The organism is Chromatiales bacterium (assembly GCA_014762505.1).
In the GTDB taxonomy this organism is placed as follows: Bacteria; Pseudomonadota; Gammaproteobacteria; order SpSt-1174; family SpSt-1174; genus SpSt-1174.
In genome coordinates, this window is record JABURS010000042.1 from 73298 (window position 1) to 89390 (window position 16093).

A 16093-nucleotide genomic window follows, 5' to 3' on the forward strand; every position below is an offset into this window, starting at 1 on the left:
CTGCGAGGGCCCAGTCTATCGGTCGAGACGGCCCGCGGCGAGCCCCCTCGAAAAAACGGGAACGCCCTGGGGCGTTCCCGTTGTCCAGTGTCTTACTGGCTGCCCTTGGCCTGGGCCATGACTTCGGCGGCGAAGTCTTCCTGTTTCTTCTCGATGCCCTCGCCCACTTCGTAGCGGACGAACTCGACGGCCTCGGCACCGGCGCCGCTGAGCAGCTTGCCGACCGTGGTGTCCGGGTCCTTGACGAAGGGCTGGCCCACCAGGGTGATCTCGGCCAGGTACTTCTTGATGCGGCCCTCGACCATCTTCTCGACGATCTCGGCCGGCTTGCCGCTCTCCTCGGCCTGGGCGCGGATGATCTCGCGCTCCTTGTCGAGCATTTCCTGCGGCACGCCCGTCTCGTCCAGGCAGACCGGGCGCGAGGCCGCGATGTGCATGGCGACGTCGCGGGCCAGGTCCTCGTTGCCACCCTTCAGGGCCACCAGCACGCCGATACGGGTGCCGTGCAGGTAGGAGGCCATCACGCCCCCTTCCACGTCCATGATGGCGAAGCGGCGGATCTGGATGTTCTCGCCGATCTTGGCCACCAGCTCCTGACGCACTTCCTCGACGGACTTGCGGTCCTTCAGGGCGGTGCCGTTCAGGGCGTCGACGTTGGTCGGGTTGTTCTCGAGGATGCAGGCGGCGACCTCGTCGACGAAGGCGACGAAGTTGTCGTCCTTGGCCACGAAATCGGTCTCGCAGTTCACCTCGACGATGGCGGCCTGGTTGCCGGCATCGTTCATGGCCACGGCGATCTTGCCTTCGGCGGCCACACGGCCGGCCTTCTTCACGGCCTTGGCGGCGCCCGACTTGCGCATGATCTCGATGGCCGCTTCCATGTCGCCATTGGCTTCATTCAGGGCCTTCTTGCATTCCATCATGCCGGCGCCGGTGCGTTCGCGCAGCTCCTTGACCATCGCTGCTGTAATCTGCATGGCTAACTCCTAATACGTATTCAGTTCAGTGACAATCGAAGCGGGGTTAAAGAAAGAGGCCTTATTCGGCCTCTTCCCCTTCGTCCTTGTCAGCGGCCTTCTTCTTCGGCGCTGCCTTCTTTTTCACCGCGGCCTTCTTCTTGGGGGCCGCCTTCTTCTTCGGCGCCGCCTTCTTGGCCTCTTCGCCTTCGGCAACCTCGACGAACTCGTCGTTGCCGGCAGCCGGCTTCTGGCGACCGGTGGCCAGACCCTCGGCCACGGCCTCGGCGGCGGAGGAGACGTAGAGCTGGATGGCGCGCATGGCGTCATCGTTGCCCGGGATCACGTAGTCCACGCCGTCGGGGCTGTTGTTGGTGTCTACCACGGCCACGACCGGGATACCCAGCTTCTTCGCCTCGTTGATGGCGATGCGCTCGTAGCCGACGTCGATGACGAACAGCGCGTCAGGCAGGCGGCCCATGTCGGCGATGCCGCCGATGGAACGCTCGAGCTTGGCCTTTTCGCGGCGCAGCATCAGGATTTCTTTCTTGTTCAGTCGGTTCAGCGAGCCGTCCGTCTCCATGTTTTCGAGGTCCTTGAGACGACGAATGGACTGACGCACGGTCTGGAAGTTGGTCAGCATGCCGCCCAGCCAACGGTGGTTGACGTACGGCATCTTGCAGCGCTCGGCCTCTTCCTTGATGGTGTCACGCGCGGAACGCTTGGTACCCACGAACATGATCTTGCCACCGTTGGAGGCAAGCTTGCCCAGGTAGTTCATCGCATCGTTGAAGAGCGGGAGGGTCTTCTCGAGGTTGACGATATGGATCTTGTTACGCTCGCCGAAGATATAAGGGGCCATCTTCGGGTTCCAGTAACGGGTCTGATGACCAAAGTGCACGCCAGCCTCAAGCATCTGGCGCATGGTAATACCAGCCATGAATAACTCCTTGACGGGTTGGGCCTCCATACGTCCCATACGACAACCCCTTCGCGGGGCACCCAGTCGCACGTGTCGACGTATGTGTGGGATTAATTTCAGGGTTTGCGCCGAAGCGCGGGCGCTTTATACCACAAATCCCGCATAGACAACAGCTTGGGCGTGTTTTTTTGACCTTTTCCCCGCCCCCTGCCACTCTATGCGGCTACGGGCGCGCCCGCGCCGAAGCCCCTACTGAGAGCACGGATTTACCGACCCATGTCCGCGACCATCAAGACCCCGGAAGAAATCGAGAAGATGCGCGTCGCCGGCCGCCTGGCCGCCGAGGTGCTGGAGATGATCGGCCCGCACGTGCAGCCCGGCATCACCACCGACGAGCTGGACCGCATCTGCCACGACTACATCGTCAACGAACAGCAGGCCATCCCCGCCCCGCTCAACTACCGCGGCTTCCCGAAGTCCATCTGCACCTCGGTCAACCACGTGATCTGCCACGGCATCCCGGGCAACAAGACCTTGAAGAACGGCGACATCGTCAACATCGATGTCACCGTCATCAAGGACGGCTACCACGGCGACACCAGCAAGATGTTCTTCGTCGGCAAGCCCACGGTGCAGGGCCGGCGCATCGTCGAGATCGCCCACAAGTCGCTGTGGATCGGCATCGACATGGTGAAGCCCGGCGTGCGCCTGGGCGACATCGGCCACGCCATCCAGACCTATGCCGAGGGCCAGCATGCCGCCATCGTGCGCGAGTACTGCGGCCACGGCATCGGCCGCGAGTTCCACGAGGAGCCCCAGGTCCTGCACTACGGCAGGCCCGGCACCGGCATGGTGCTCGAGCCCGGCATGACCTTCACCATCGAGCCCATGGTCAACGCCGGCAAGCGCCACACCAAGCTGCTGCCCGACGGCTGGACCGTGGTCACCAAGGACCACAGCCTGTCGGCCCAGTGGGAGCACACCATCCTCGTCACCGCGGACGGCCACGAGGTGCTGACCCTGCGCAACGAGGAGCGCGACGAGGCCCGCGCCACGGCATGAATCCCGCCATCCCGCTGCCGGGTTTTCTCGAATCCGTCATCGCCCCGGGCGAGGCCCCGGCCACACCCCCCGCGGCCCGGCCCTCGGTGCAGGAATTCCACTCGCGCATCAAGGCCCTGGAGGCCCGGCTGTTCGAGGCCCGCGACGCCGGCGTGCCGGTGGTCGAGCTCGTCACCGGCCGCGCCGCGGCCATCGACCGCCTGCTGATCCAGGCCTGGGACCGCTTCGGCATCGCCCCCGACGACGCCGCGCTGGTGGCCGTGGGCGGCTACGGTCGCGGCGAGCTGCACCCGGGCTCCGACATCGACCTCCTGCTGCTGCTCAACGCGCCCCCCGCCGCGGAAGAGGAGGAACGCCTGAGCGCCTTCGTCACCTTCCTCTGGGACATCGGCCTGCACGTGGGCCACAGCGTGCGCACCCTGGACGAATGCGTGACCGAGGCGGCCGCCGACATCACGGTGATGACCAACCTCATCGAGTCGCGCCCCCTGGCCGGCAGCCGCCGCCTCTACCAGCGCCTGGTGAACGACATCGGCCCTGACCGCATCTGGCCCAGCCCCGCCTACTTCCAGGCCAAGCTCGACGAGCAGGTGGACCGCCACCGCAAGTACGGCGACACCGCCTACAAGGTGGAACCCAACCTCAAGGAGAGCCCCGGGGGCCTGCGCGACATCCAGATGATCGGCTGGGTCACACGCCGCCACTTCGGCACCGGCGCCCTGCACGAGCTGGTGCAGCACCGCTTCCTCAACGAGACCGAGTACCAGGCGCTGATCGACGGCCAGGACTTCCTCTGGGAGGTGCGCTTCAGCCTGCACCAGCTGGCCGGGCGCAAGGAGGACCGCCTGCTGTTCGACTACCAGCGCGAGCTCGCCCGCCGCTTCGGCTACACGGACCAGAACCAGAACCTCGCCGTGGAGCAGTTCATGCAGCGCTACTACCGCACGGTGATGGAGCTCGAGCGACTGAACGAGATCCTGCTGCAGTACTTCCAGGAGACCATCCTGCTGGCCGAGGAGAGCGGCGAGGCGGTCATCCTCACCCGTCGCTTCCAGTCGCGGCGCGGCTTTCTCGAGGCACGCGACAACCAGATCTTCCTGCGCTACCCGCCCGCCCTGCTGGAGGTGTTCCTCGTCCTGCAGCAGCACCCCGAGCTCAAGGGCGTGCGCGCCTCCACCATCCGCCTGATCCGTAGCCACCTGCACCTGATCGACGACAGCTTTCGCGACAACCTCGTCTGCCGCAGCCTGTTCATGGAGATCCTGCGCCAGGGCAGCGGCATCACCCGACAGCTGCGGCGCATGAACCGCTACGGCGTGCTCGCCGCCTACCTGCCGATCTTCGAGAACATCGTCGGGCGCATGCAGTACGACCTGTACCACGCCTACACGGTGGACGAACACACACTCATGGTGCTGCGCAACATCCGCCGCCTGAGCGTGCCCGAGCACTCCGGCGAGCTGCCCCTGGCCAGCGGGATCTTCGCCACCCTGCCCAAGCCCGAGCTGCTCTACCTGGCCGGCCTGTTCCACGACATCGCCAAGGGCCGCGGCGGCGACCACTCCGAGCTCGGCGCGGCGGACGCCTACGCCTTCTGCCGGCGCCACGGCCTGGGCGAGCAGGACGCCGAGCTCGTCAGCTGGCTGGTGCGCAACCACCTGGTCATGTCCATGACCGCCCAGCGCAAGGACATCAGCAGCCCCGAGGTCATCCACGAGTTCGCCACCCTGGTGGGCAACAAGACGCGCCTGGACTACCTGCTCCTGCTAACGGTCTCGGACATGCGCGGCACCAACCCCGAGCTGTGGAACTCCTGGAAGGACTCCCTGCTCACCGAGCTCTACCACTCCACCGTGCGCGTGCTCGGCCGCGGCCTGGACAAGCCCATCGAGCGCACCGAGCTGGTGGACGAGGTGCGCCACGAGGCCGCCGGGCTGCTGGCCGGGGCCGGACTGGAGACCGCCCGCATCGAGGCCATCTGGAACGACCTCGACGAGGACTACTTCCTGCGCCACACCGGCGCCGAGGTCGCCTGGCACACCCAGGCCATCGCCGAGACCGGCCAGACCGACCGGCCCCGCGTGGTGCTGCGCCAGATCGAGGAACTCGGCAGCACCGAGATCTTCCTCTTCAGCAAGGACTACCCACAGCTCTTCGCCCTCACCACCGCCGCACTGGACCAGCTCGGGCTCAACATCGTCGACGCCCGCTTCAACCTCACCCACAGCGGCTGCTCGCTCTACACCTTCCTGGTGCTCGAGGCCGACGGCAAGCCCATCACCAACGGCTACCGCCTGCAGGAGATCGAGACCGTGCTCAACGAGCTGCTGGCCACCCCGCAGCAGCTGCCGCCCGTGCAGCCCCGGCGCATGCCGCGCAAGCTCAAGCACTTCGACGTGCCCACCCGGATCGACTTCCACCAGGACCCGGACGAACGCTGGACCATCATGGAACTCTCCACTGCCGACCGCCCCGGCCTGCTCGCCCGCGTCAGCCGCGCCCTCATCGACAGCGGCATCAAGGTCCAGGGCGCCCGCATCGCCACCGTCAGCGAGACTGCCGACGACGTCTTCTACGTCACCGACATGCAGCACCGCCCCATCCTCTCCGCCGAACGCCAGCAACGCGTACGCGAGGCCATCGAGGCGGAGCTGGGGTGAAAGTCGCGAGTCGAAGGATGTGATTCCTATGGCAGCCCATAGGGCGGGCCATCCCCGCCATCACGCCCCCAACCTCTGAGCCATACCGATACCGATCGCGCCTTGCGGCGCTCCTACCAAACCCGCGGTTTACCTGTAGGAGCGGTGCAAGCCGCGATGCCCATGCGGAACGGCGGGACCGAACCCCATCGTGGCTCGCACCGCTCCTACAAACCCAAAACGCAAAAAGGCCCCAACCGGGGCCTTTTCTGCTTCTTCGATGAGACGCGATCGCCTCAGCGCGCGGCCAGCCCGTCGATGATCGCGTTCAGGGTCGCACTCGGGCGCATCACGGCGGTGGTCTTGGCGGCGTCCGGGTGGTAGTAACCACCGAGATCCACCGGCCTGCCCTGCACGGCATTGAGCTCCCCGACGATCTTCGCCTCGTTCTCCGCCAGCGCCCGGGCCACCGGCTCGAACACGGCCTTGAGCCCGGCGTCCTCGTCCTGCGCGGCCAGGGCCTGCGCCCAGTACAGCGCCAGGTAGAAGTGGCTGCCACGGGTGTCGAGTTCGCCGACCTTGCGCGAGGGAGACTTGTCGTTGTCCAGGAAGGCGCTGTTGGCCGCATCCAGGGCCTTGGCGATGACGGCCAGCCGGGCGTTGCCGCCCTTGCGCGCGAAGTCCTCGAGCGAGACGGCCAGCGCCAGGAACTCGCCCAGCGAGTCCCAGCGCAGGTGGTTTTCCTCCACCAGCTGTTGCACGTGCTTGGGCGCGGAGCCGCCCGCGCCGGTCTCGTACAGGCCGCCGCCAGCCAGCAGCGGCACGATGGAGAGCATCTTGGCGCTGGTGCCGAGCTCCAGGATCGGGAACAGGTCGGTGAGGTAGTCGCGCAGCACGTTGCCGGTCACCGAGATGGTGTCCTGGCCCGCTTTCATGCGCGCCAGCGAGTAGCGCGTGGCCTCCACCGGCGACATGATCCTGATCTCCAGGCCGCTGGTGTCGTGGTCCTGGAGATAGGTCTCGACCTTCCTGATCAGGTTCGCGTCGTGGGCGCGGTCGGGGTCCAGCCAGAAGATGGCCGGCTGGCCGGTGAGGCGCGCGCGGGTCACGGCGAGCTTCACCCAGTCGCGGATCGGCAGGTCCTTGGTCTGGCACATGCGCCAGATGTCGCCCGGCTCGACCTCGTGCTCCATCAGCAGGTTGCCGGCCGCGTCCGTCACGCGCACCGTGCCCTTCGCCGGGATCTCGAAGGTCTTGTCGTGCGAGCCGTATTCCTCGGCCTTCTGCGCCATCAGGCCGACGTTGCTGGTGCTGCCCATGGTGGCCGGGTCGAAGGCGCCGTGTTCCTTGCAGAAGTCGATGGTGGCCTGGTAGACGCCGGCGTAGCAGCGGTCCGGGATCATGGCCTTGGTGTCGTGCAGCTGGCCGTCCGGGCCCCACATCCTGCCGGAGGAGCGGATGGCCGCCGGCATGGAGGCGTCGATGATCACGTCGCTCGGCACGTGCAGGTTGGTGATGCCCTTGTCGGAATTCACCATGGCGAGCGCCGGGCGCTTTGCGTACACGGCCTGGATGTCGGCCTCGATGGCCTGGCGCTGGTCGTCCGGCAGCGCGCCGATCTTGGCGTACACGTCGCCCAGGCCGTTGCGGGTGTTCACGCCCAGCTGCCTGAAGGTATCGGCGTGCCTGTCGAACACCTCGCGGTAATACACGTCCACTGCGTGGCCGAACATGATCGGGTCGGAGACCTTCATCATGGTGGCCTTCAGGTGCAGCGACAGCAGCACGCCCTCGGCCTTCGCCGCCTCGGTGGCCTGCTCGAAGAAGCGGCGCAGCGCACTCGCGCTCATCACGGCGGCATCGATCACCTCGCCCGCCAGCACCGGGGTCTTCTCCTTCAGCACCCGGGTCTGGCCGTCGTCGGTCACCAGCTCGATCTTCACCGCGCCATCGGCCTCGATCACCACGGACTGCTCGCTGCCGTAGAAATCGCCCTCGCTCATGGAGGCCACGTGCGACTTCGAATCCGCGCTCCAGGCGCCCATGGAATGCGGATGCTTCTGCGCGTAGGCCTTCACCGCGGCGGCCACACGCCGGTCCGAGTTGCCCTCGCGCAGCACCGGGTTCACCGCACTGCCCAGCACCTTCGCATAGCGGGCCTTGATGGCCTGCTCCGCGTCGTCCTTCGGCTCGGCCGGGTAGTCCGGGATGTCGTAGCCCTGCCCCTGCAGCTCCCTGATCGCGGCGGTGAGCTGCGGGATCGAGGCGCTGATGTTCGGCAGCTTGATGATGTTCGCCTCGGGCGTCTTCGCCAGCTCGCCCAGCTCGGCCAGGGCATCGCCGATGCGCTGTTCTTCGGTCAGCCTCTCCGGGAAGTTCGCAAGGATACGGCCCGCCAGCGAGATGTCCCGCACCTCCACCTCGACCCCGGCCGCGCCGGTGAAGGCCCGCACGATGGGCAGGAAGGAATAGGTCGCCAGCATCGGCGCCTCGTCGGTCTCGGTGTAGATGATCCTGGATTCAGACATCGAACATATCCCTGGGAAAGAGGTGAATGGACGGGCCCGGCATTATACCAAAGGATAGCCGCCATTCGGCGGCCACAGGGCGGGCCATGCCCGCCAGCGCGATGCCCATGCCGGACAAAGCCACCACCCCTGATCGCGCCTCGCACCCAGAGGGCATAAACGGCGCTCCTACACCTGACGCCTATCCGCTCACTCCTCACGTCGCCCCGGCTCGCCGAACCCGAACTCCCCGGTGGATTCGAAGCCCACCGGCACCGCCACGTCCTCCAGCGACACCCTTCCATGCAGGCGGTAGGCAATGCCCTCCGGCGCCGTGCTCCGGTCGCGCAGCTGCCGGGCCAGCGACCAGAGGCTGGACGACACCTCCACCTCCGTCACCGCCTCGCCAAAACCCGGCACCTCCAGGGCCTGACTGGAGACCCCCTCGGCAAAGCGCTCGCCGTTCACGTCCACCCGGAAATCCAGGCCGCGGATGTTCAGCGCGAAGTCGTTGGGATTCTGGATACGCAGCCTGAGCCGGTAACGCTGCTCGAACACATCCACCTGCGTGAGCTGCAGGCCCACCAGGTGCACGCGCGGCGGCTCGGTGCCGGACGGCAGATAGGCACAACCGGACAGGGACACGAGGACGAGCAACAGCAGGACAGGAAAGAACGATCTGGCAGGCATTGGTACAGACCCCCACGAGAGGAATGAATCGTCGAACGCTCAGGCTGCACAGTAAGCCAGGTTGCGGTGAATTAACACGACGTCCGTCACTGCGCCGCCTGCTGAAGAGAGAATAGCCTCGTCATCACCGCGCCGGTCGCGATCACCATCGCGCGCACCACCGCCACCGGCAGATGACGGGCAACCCGCGCCACCACCACCCCATCCCGGTACAATGCCCTCCAAAAATCACGGAGCCGGGCATGTATCACAAGAGCAAGATCGAGAGCCTGTACGACCTGGTGACGGGCGATGAGGATTCGCGCGTCTGCAAGGACATCCCCGATGCGGCCTGCAACGATCAGCCGCGCAATTTCTTTGCCTATCTCACGGCCAACGTGCTGAACAAGATCGCGGACGAGATCGCGAGCGCGAAGCTGGTGCTGCCGTGGCTCTTGGGCGTGCTGGGGGTGCCGGCGGCGTTTACGGGCTTTCTGGTGCCGATCCGCGAGGCGGGCGTGCTGCTGCCGCAGCTGGTGGTGGCGGCCTATATCCGCCACGTGGCGGTGCGCAAGTGGGTGTGGGTGCTGGGCGCGGGGCTCTCGGCTCTGGCGCTGGTGGCGATGGGGCTGACGGCGCTCTCGCTGGATGGGGCGGCGGCGGGCTGGGCGATCATCGGCGCACTGGTGGTGTTCAGCCTGGCGCGGGGGATCTGCTCGGTGTCAGCCAAGGACGTGCTGGGCAAGACGGTGTCCAAGAGCCGGCGCGGCAACCTGATGGGGCTGGCCACGGGTACGGCGGGCCTCGCGACCCTGGGCGTGGGCGTGGCGCTCACGCTGTTGCGCGATGCGGACCTGGGCCCGGCGCTGATCGCGGGGCTGATCCTGCTGGCCGCCCTGCTGTGGGTACCGGCGATCGCGGCCTATATCCTGATCCGCGAGCAGCCGGGGGCCACCGAGGGCGGCGGCAACGCCCTGGCGGAGGCGTTGAAAAACCTCGCCCTGCTGAAGACGGACGCGGAGTTCCGCCACTTCGTGATCGCCCGCACCCTGCTGCTCTCCGTGGCCCTGGCCCCGCCCTTCTACGTGCTGCTGGCCCAGCAGCACACCGGCGGCCTGGCGGACCTGGGGATGCTGGTGATCGCCGGTGGCATCGCCGGCAGCATCAGCGCCCCGGTCTGGGGCCGCATGGGCGACCGCTCCAGCCGCCGGGTGATGGCGCTGGCCTCCGCCATGGCCGGCCTGCTCGGCATGGCCACGGCCGCGCTGGCCTGGCTGGACTCCCCCCTCCTCGGCCACGGCCTGGTGCACGCGGCCATCTTTCTGCTGCTGACCGTGGCCCACAGCGGCGTGCGCCTGGGCCGCAAGGTGTACCTGGTGGACATGGCCACCCAGGAGACCCGCGCGGCGATGGTGGCCGTGAGCAACACCGTGATCGGCGTGGCCATGCTGGCCGCGGGGCTCATCGGCGTGCTCGGCGACGTGCTGGGCACGGCGGCCGTGATCCTGGCACTGGCGCTGGCGTCGTTCGTGGCGACGGTGTATGCGATGAACCTGGTGGAAGTCTCGGGATAAATCGCGAGTCGCGGGTTGCGTAGGAGCGGTGCAAGCCGCGATACCCATGCGCGGGGCAAAGCACCACCGCTGATCGCGCCTCGCAGCGCTCCTACGAAAGGTTCAGACAGCGGTTTTACAACGGACTACGAACAGCTGTAGTGAGGCTTTAGTGGTATGGACGCGATGGCGGGCGCGGCCCGCCCTATCTTCCGACTAACTCGCGACTTGCAACTTCAAACCTCCGGCCGCATGTGCGGGAACAGCAGCACGTCGCGGATGGAGGGGGCGTCGGTGAACAGCATCACCAGGCGGTCGATGCCGATGCCCTCGCCGGCGGTGGGCGGCATGCCGTGTTCGAGGGCGCGCACGTAGTCGGCGTCGAAGTGCATGGCCTCTTCGTCGCCCGCCTCCTTCTCGGCCACCTGCTTGCGGAAGCGTTCGGCCTGGTCCTCGTCGTCGTTGAGCTCGGAGAAGCCGTTGGCGATCTCGCGGCCGCCGACGAAGAACTCGAAACGGTCGGTGACGAAGGGGTCGTCGTCGTTGCGGCGCGCCAGCGGCGACACCTCGGTCGGGTAGGCGGTGATGAAGGTCGGGTGCTTCAGGCGATGCTCCACGGTCTTCTCGAAGATCTCGATCTGCACCTTGCCCAGACCCCAGCCCTTCTTCAGCGGAATCTCCAGACCCTCGGCGATCCTGCAGGCGGCATCCAGGTCGTCGATCTGCGCCTCGGTGATGTCCGGGTTGAAGTGCAGGATCGATTCCTTCACGGTCATGCGGTCGAAGGGCTTGCCGAAGTCATAGGTCTCGCCCTGGTACTCGATCGTCGTCCTGCCGAGCACGTCGCGAGCGAGACCTCGCAGCAGGTCCTCGGTCAGGTCCATCAGGTCGTGGTAGTTGGCGTAGGCCTCGTAGAACTCCAGCATGGTGAACTCGGGGTTGTGGCGGGTGGACAGCCCCTCGTTGCGGAAGTTGCGGTTGATCTCGTAGACGCGCTCGAAGCCGCCGACCACCAGGCGCTTGAGATAGAGCTCGGGCGCGATGCGCAGGAACAGCTGCATGTCCAGCGCATTGTGGTGGGTGGTGAAGGGTCGCGCCGTGGCGCCGCCCGGGATGGACTGCATCATCGGCGTCTCGACCTCGAGGAAGCCCTTGTCGTCGAGGTAGTTGCGGATGTAGCGCACGATCTTCGTGCGCATGCGGAAGGTCTCGCGCGACGGCTCGTTCATGATGAGGTCGAGATAGCGCTGGCGATAGCGCTGCTCGGTATCCGACAGCCCCTTGAACTTGTCGGGCAGCGGGCGCAGCGCCTTGGTGAGCAGGCGCAGGCTCTCGACCTTCACCGACAGCTCGCCCTTCTGCGTGCGGATCAGGGTGCCCTCGGCGCCGATGATGTCGCCGAGATCCCAGCTCTTGAAGGTCTGGTACATGCCCTCAGGCAGGGCGTCGCGTTCCACCCAGAGCTGGATGCTGCCCGACATGTCCACGATGTGCGCGAAGCTGAGCTTGCCCATCACGCGCTTGAGCATCATGCGACCGGCCACGGACACGCGCACCGGGTTGGCCTCCAGCGCCGCGTTGTCGTGGTTCTGGTATTCGGCGTGCAGCTCGCCGGCCATGACGTTGCGGCGGAAGTCGTTCGGGAAGGCGATGCCCTCCTCGCGCAGTTTCGCCAGCTTCTCGCGCCGCTGCGCGATGAGCTTGTGTTCGTCCTGTTCCTCGTGCCTGCTCTGGGTCTTGTCGTTCATTGTGTCACTCATCTGATTGATCGTGCCCCTGTCATCACGGGCACGCGAGGGGCCGTCACAGCCCCTGCTTGAGACTGGCCTCGATGAAGTCGTCGAGATCGCCGTCCAGCACGGCCTGCGTGTTGCCGACTTCCACGCCGGTGCGCAGGTCCTTGATGCGCGACTGGTCGAGCACGTAGGAGCGGATCTGGCTGCCCCAGCCGATGTCGGACTTGCTGTCTTCCAGCGCCTGGGCCTCGGCGTTGCGCTTCTGCATCTCCATCTCGTAGAGCTTGGCCTTGAGCTGCTTCATCGCCGTGTCCTTGTTCTTGTGCTGCGACCGGTCGGTCTGGCACTGGGTCACGATGCCCGAGGGCAGGTGCGTGATGCGCACGGCGGATTCGGTGCGGTTGACGTGCTGGCCACCCGCGCCGCTGGCACGGTACACGTCGATACGCAGGTCGGCGGGGTTGATCTCGATGTCGATGTCGTCGTCCACCTCGGGCGAGACGAACACGGCCGAGAAGGAGGTGTGGCGGCGGTTGCCCGAATCGAAGGGCGACTTGCGCACCAGGCGGTGCACGCCCGTCTCGGTACGCAGCCAGCCGAAGGCATAGGGCCCCTCGAACTTCACCGTGGCGCTCTTGATACCGGCCACATCGCCCGGCGAGACCTCGATCAGCTCGGTCTTGAAGCCGCGGCGCTCACCCCAGCGCAGGTACATGCGCAACAGCATCTCCGCCCAGTCCTGGGCCTCGGTGCCGCCGGAGCCGGCCTGGATGTCGAGGAAGGCGTTGGCCTCGTCCATCTCGCCGGCGAACATGCGCCGGAACTCGAGCTCGGCCACGCGCTGCTCGAAGCCGTCGAGATCGGCCCGCACCGCTTCCACGGTATCGGCGTCATCCTCGGCCTCGGCCATTTCCAGCAGGTCGTGCGCGTCGGTCAGCCCGGCGTCCATCTCCACGATGGTGGAGACGATCTCGTCCAGGCGCGCGCGTTCACGCCCCAGCTCCTGGGCCTTCTCGGGATTGTTCCAGATGCCCGGGTCTTCTAGTTCGCGGGAGACTTCTTCCAGGCGTTCGCGCTTGGTATCGAAGTCAAAGATACCCCCTCAGCGCGTCGACACGCGCCTGCAGGTCTTTGATCCGGGTGTAGATCGGGTTGAGTTCCATGGACTGTCCGTCGGGGTTTTCGGTTGCCGAAAAAAGGCGCAATGATACCGCACACAGCGCCGAATATCACCGCGACGGCGGCGGTTCGGCGTGCTCGATCACCAGCTGGGCATTGCGCTCGCCGCGGAACTCGTTCACGTCCAGCCGGTAGGCCAGGCGCACCGGCTGGCCGGCCTCGGGCCAGGCGGCGAAATCGGCGTTGAAGGCGATGCCGTCCAGGCCCGCGCCGCCATCCAGCGGCGCCACGCGCACCTTGAGGTGACGCTCGCCCACCACGCGCCGTTCATCGAGCCGGAAGATGCCGTCGAACACCGGTTCCGGAAAGCCCTGCCCCCAGGGCCCGGCGCCGCGCAGGGCCTCGGCCAGTTCCAGGGTGAGGTCGGCGGCGGCCAGTTCGCCGTCGCTGTGGATCACGCCCTTGAGGTCGTCCTCGCTCAGCACCTCGCGCACGACCTCGTCGAAGGCCTCGCGGAAGCGCTCGAGGTGCGCACGCGGCAGGCTCATGCCGGCCGCCATCGCATGGCCGCCGAACTTGGTGATGAGCCCCGGGTGGCGCGTGGCGACGATATCCAGCGCGTCGCGGATGTGCAGGCCGGGGATGGAACGCGCCGAGCCCTTGATCTGCGCGCTGCCGGCGTTTTCCGGGGCGAAGGCGATCACCGGGCGGTGGAACTGCTCCTTGATGCGCGAGGCGAGGATGCCGATCACGCCCTGGTGCCACTCCTCCTCGAACAGGGCCAGGCCCATGGGCATCGTTTCTGCGTCCAGGTGTACCTCGCCGAGTGCGGCCAGGGCCTGGTCCCGCATCTCGGACTCGATGGCACGACGCTCGCGGTTCATGCGATCGAGCTCGGTGGCGAGCTGCTCGGCGCGGGTCTCGTCGTCCGTGAGCAGGCACTCGATGCCGATGGACATGTCCTCCAGCCGGCCGGCGGCATTGAGGCGTGGCCCGACCACGAAGCCGAGGTCGCTGGCCACCAGCCGCTCGGGGTTGCGACCGGCCACGCGCAGCAGGGCGCGTATGCCCGGCACGCACTTGCCGGCGCGGATCCGGCGCAGGCCCTGCTCCACGAACAGGCGGTTGACGTGATCCAGCGGCACCACGTCGGCCACCGTGCCGAGCGCCACCAGGTCCAGCAGCCCAGCCATGTTGGGCTCTGCCAGCGAGCGGCGCTCGAACCAGCCGCTCTGGCGCAGGCGCGCGCGCACGGCCAGCATCACGTAGAAGATCACGCCCACCCCGGCGATGGCCTTGCTCGGGAAGGGATCGCCGCGGAGGTTGGGATTCACGATGGCCGCGGCCTCGGGCAGCTCGCGCCCGGGCAGGTGATGATCGGTGACCACCACGGTGATGCCGGCGGCATTCGCGGCGCGCACGCCCTCGATGCTCGAGACGCCGTTGTCCACGGTGATGAGCAGGTCCGGTTCGCGCTGGGCGGCCACCGCCACGATCTCCGGCGTGAGCCCGTAGCCGTAGTCGAAGCGGTTGGGCACCAGGTAGCTCACCGCCTGCGCGCCCATGGCGTTGAGCGCGCGCATCGCCAGCGTCGAGCTGGTGGCCCCGTCGGCGTCGAAATCGCCGACGATGACGATGCGCCGCCCCTCCTCCACGTGCGCGGCGATCAGGTCCGCGGCCTCCTCGATCTGGCCCAGGGCCTCGAAGGGGTGCAGGCGGCCGAGCGAGTAGTCGAGCTCGTCGGCGGCGCGGACCTGGCGCGCCGCCAGCACCCGGGCCAGCACGGGATGCAGCCCCGGCAGGTCCGGCAGCGCGGCGCGGACCTCACGGCGACGGATGACGCGGGTGACGCTCATGCCGCCGTCCGGCAGAGGTCGACCAGGTCGCGGCGGCGGCGCCAGAAACGCCCGAGCTGGCGGCGGTCGGCCGCGAGCCGGCAGCCCTCGGAGCCGACCACCGCCAGGCGACGAATCCGTCCGCGTCGCAGGGCCTTTAGCAGGGGCGCGAACCAGTCGCTCTCCAGCTGCGCCAGCGCGCCCTGCCAGGCCTCGAAGTCGTCCATGGCCGCCGGCGCGAACAGCGGCTCGATCACCAGCAGGTGGCGATCCCCCTTGAGCTCGGCCAGCCACGCGTCGGCGCCCGCCGGCGACGGCCGGTCGGCCGCACCGGTGGCCAGGGCCAGGCCACGCACGATGAAGTCGTCGCTCCACACGTGGGTCCAGTCCGCGCGCCAGCGCCCCGGCGGCTCGCCCGCCCCCCACAGCCACACGCTGTTCACCGGCCTGGCGCCGCGCGCCTCGCGCGCGCGGTTCACGCCCGACTGGTGCAGGAGCATCTGCAGCTCGTTGAGCATGCCGTGCCAGTAGGCGGTGCGCTTGCCGCGCGGCAGCAGCGGATGCACGTCCTTGCCCACCGCATGTGACAGGGGGAAGGTGGCCAGCAGCTCGCGGACGGGCAGGTGAAGGTACCAGCGGTCGGGCGTGGCGGCCTCGAAGCGCAGCCCGTCCTCGGCAAAGTGGCCATTGAGGGTCTCCACCAGGGACGCCGCCTCCTCCGCAGTCAGCGCCAGCTGCTCCGGCGGCTGCAGCACCAGCTCGCGGATACCCGCCTCCAGGTAGACGGGGTCGGCGCGCAGGCAGAAGCCCTCGGGGCTGCGCCCGTCATGGTCCAGGGGATAGGTCAGCGCGGCAATCGGCAGGTCGCGATCGGAATTGCGCTCCAGGCCGAACAGCCGGCAGGCCGTCTCCTCGAAGCTCGCGCTGCCGAGGTGGTCGTGCTCGCCACGCCGGGCCAGCAGTTCGAGCGAGGGGGTTTGCAGGGTGTACTGGTAATCGCGTTGCCACTCGGACAGGCGCTCGAACAGGCCCGGTACGAGTAGCGTGATCTCGGGTTTTGGCGATCTAGGCATGATGCATGGATGCGGCGGCCGC

The 16093-nt window shown here is 67.4% G+C and carries 11 protein-coding genes; 3 read left to right on the forward strand and 8 right to left on the reverse strand.

The window, feature by feature from the left end:
- Positions 1–92: 92 nt before the first annotated feature.
- Positions 93–977 carry an elongation factor Ts gene (locus HUJ28_10765; GenBank protein MBD3619946.1) on the reverse strand — a complete coding sequence of 295 codons (885 nt, stop codon included), beginning with the start codon at positions 975–977 and terminating at the stop codon, positions 93–95.
- 61 nt (positions 978–1038) lie between these two features.
- Entirely contained in the window at positions 1039–1896 is an 858-nt protein-coding gene (gene rpsB / locus HUJ28_10770; GenBank protein MBD3619947.1) for a 30S ribosomal protein S2, read from the reverse strand.
- 258 nt (positions 1897–2154) lie between these two features.
- Between rpsB and map the strand changes: the two genes are divergently transcribed.
- Entirely contained in the window at positions 2155–2940 is a 786-nt protein-coding gene (gene map, locus HUJ28_10775) for a type I methionyl aminopeptidase (protein ID MBD3619948.1), read from the forward strand.
- A complete protein-coding gene (gene glnD / locus HUJ28_10780) occupies positions 2937–5600 on the forward strand; it encodes a [protein-PII] uridylyltransferase (GenBank protein MBD3619949.1) in 2664 nt (887 codons plus the stop codon). Before map ends, glnD begins: the two co-directional genes overlap by 4 nt.
- A 275-nt stretch (positions 5601–5875) precedes the next feature.
- Here the strand turns inward: glnD and HUJ28_10785 are convergent, their stop codons facing one another.
- Positions 5876–8107, reverse strand: coding sequence for an NADP-dependent isocitrate dehydrogenase (locus HUJ28_10785; GenBank protein ID MBD3619950.1), 2232 nt, complete (start codon positions 8105–8107; stop codon positions 5876–5878).
- Between the two features lie 189 nt (positions 8108–8296).
- Positions 8297–8776, reverse strand: coding sequence for an LEA type 2 family protein (locus tag HUJ28_10790; GenBank protein ID MBD3619951.1), 480 nt, complete (start codon positions 8774–8776; stop codon positions 8297–8299).
- A 242-nt stretch (positions 8777–9018) separates the two neighbouring features.
- Between HUJ28_10790 and HUJ28_10795 the strand changes: the two genes are divergently transcribed.
- Entirely contained in the window at positions 9019–10329 is a 1311-nt protein-coding gene (locus HUJ28_10795; GenBank protein ID MBD3619952.1) for an MFS transporter, read from the forward strand.
- 215 nt (positions 10330–10544) lie between these two features.
- Here HUJ28_10795 and lysS read toward each other — a convergent pair whose 3' ends face one another.
- The 4 genes from lysS to HUJ28_10815 all read right to left on the reverse strand — a co-directional run bounded on the left by lysS (position 10545) and on the right by HUJ28_10815 (position 16071).
- Entirely contained in the window at positions 10545–12056 is a 1512-nt protein-coding gene (gene lysS / locus HUJ28_10800) for a lysine--tRNA ligase (GenBank protein ID MBD3619953.1), read from the reverse strand.
- Positions 12057–12111: 55 nt separating this feature from the next.
- Positions 12112–13207 (reverse strand): peptide chain release factor 2 gene (prfB, locus tag HUJ28_10805; GenBank protein MBD3619954.1). Its coding sequence is split into 2 segments (ribosomal slippage): positions 12112–13134 and positions 13136–13207, totalling 1095 coding nucleotides; the frame shifts between segments, so codons are not numbered across the junction.
- 66 nt (positions 13208–13273) lie between these two features.
- Positions 13274–15019: a single-stranded-DNA-specific exonuclease RecJ gene (gene recJ / locus HUJ28_10810; protein ID MBD3619955.1), complete on the reverse strand. Its 1746-nt coding sequence runs from the start codon at positions 15017–15019 to the stop codon at positions 13274–13276.
- Positions 15016–16071 (reverse strand): hypothetical protein, encoded by a 1056-nt coding sequence (locus HUJ28_10815; GenBank protein ID MBD3619956.1) that lies wholly within the window; start codon positions 16069–16071, stop codon positions 15016–15018. The genes recJ and HUJ28_10815 overlap by 4 nt, the downstream gene beginning before the upstream one ends.
- Between the last annotated feature and the right edge of the window lie 22 nt (positions 16072–16093).

Coding starts and splice junctions, on each gene's coding strand:
- HUJ28_10765 (MBD3619946.1), bottom strand. CDS start 977: ATGCAGATTACAGCAGCGATGGTCAAGGAGCTGCGCGAACGCACCGGC.
- rpsB (MBD3619947.1), bottom strand. CDS start 1,896: ATGGCTGGTATTACCATGCGCCAGATGCTTGAGGCTGGCGTGCACTTT.
- map (MBD3619948.1), top strand. CDS start 2,155: ATGTCCGCGACCATCAAGACCCCGGAAGAAATCGAGAAGATGCGCGTC.
- glnD (MBD3619949.1), top strand. CDS start 2,937: ATGAATCCCGCCATCCCGCTGCCGGGTTTTCTCGAATCCGTCATCGCC.
- HUJ28_10785 (MBD3619950.1), bottom strand. CDS start 8,107: ATGTCTGAATCCAGGATCATCTACACCGAGACCGACGAGGCGCCGATG.
- HUJ28_10790 (MBD3619951.1), bottom strand. CDS start 8,776: ATGCCTGCCAGATCGTTCTTTCCTGTCCTGCTGTTGCTCGTCCTCGTG.
- HUJ28_10795 (MBD3619952.1), top strand. CDS start 9,019: ATGTATCACAAGAGCAAGATCGAGAGCCTGTACGACCTGGTGACGGGC.
- lysS (MBD3619953.1), bottom strand. CDS start 12,056: ATGAACGACAAGACCCAGAGCAGGCACGAGGAACAGGACGAACACAAG.
- recJ (MBD3619955.1), bottom strand. CDS start 15,019: ATGAGCGTCACCCGCGTCATCCGTCGCCGTGAGGTCCGCGCCGCGCTG.
- HUJ28_10815 (MBD3619956.1), bottom strand. CDS start 16,071: ATGCCTAGATCGCCAAAACCCGAGATCACGCTACTCGTACCGGGCCTG.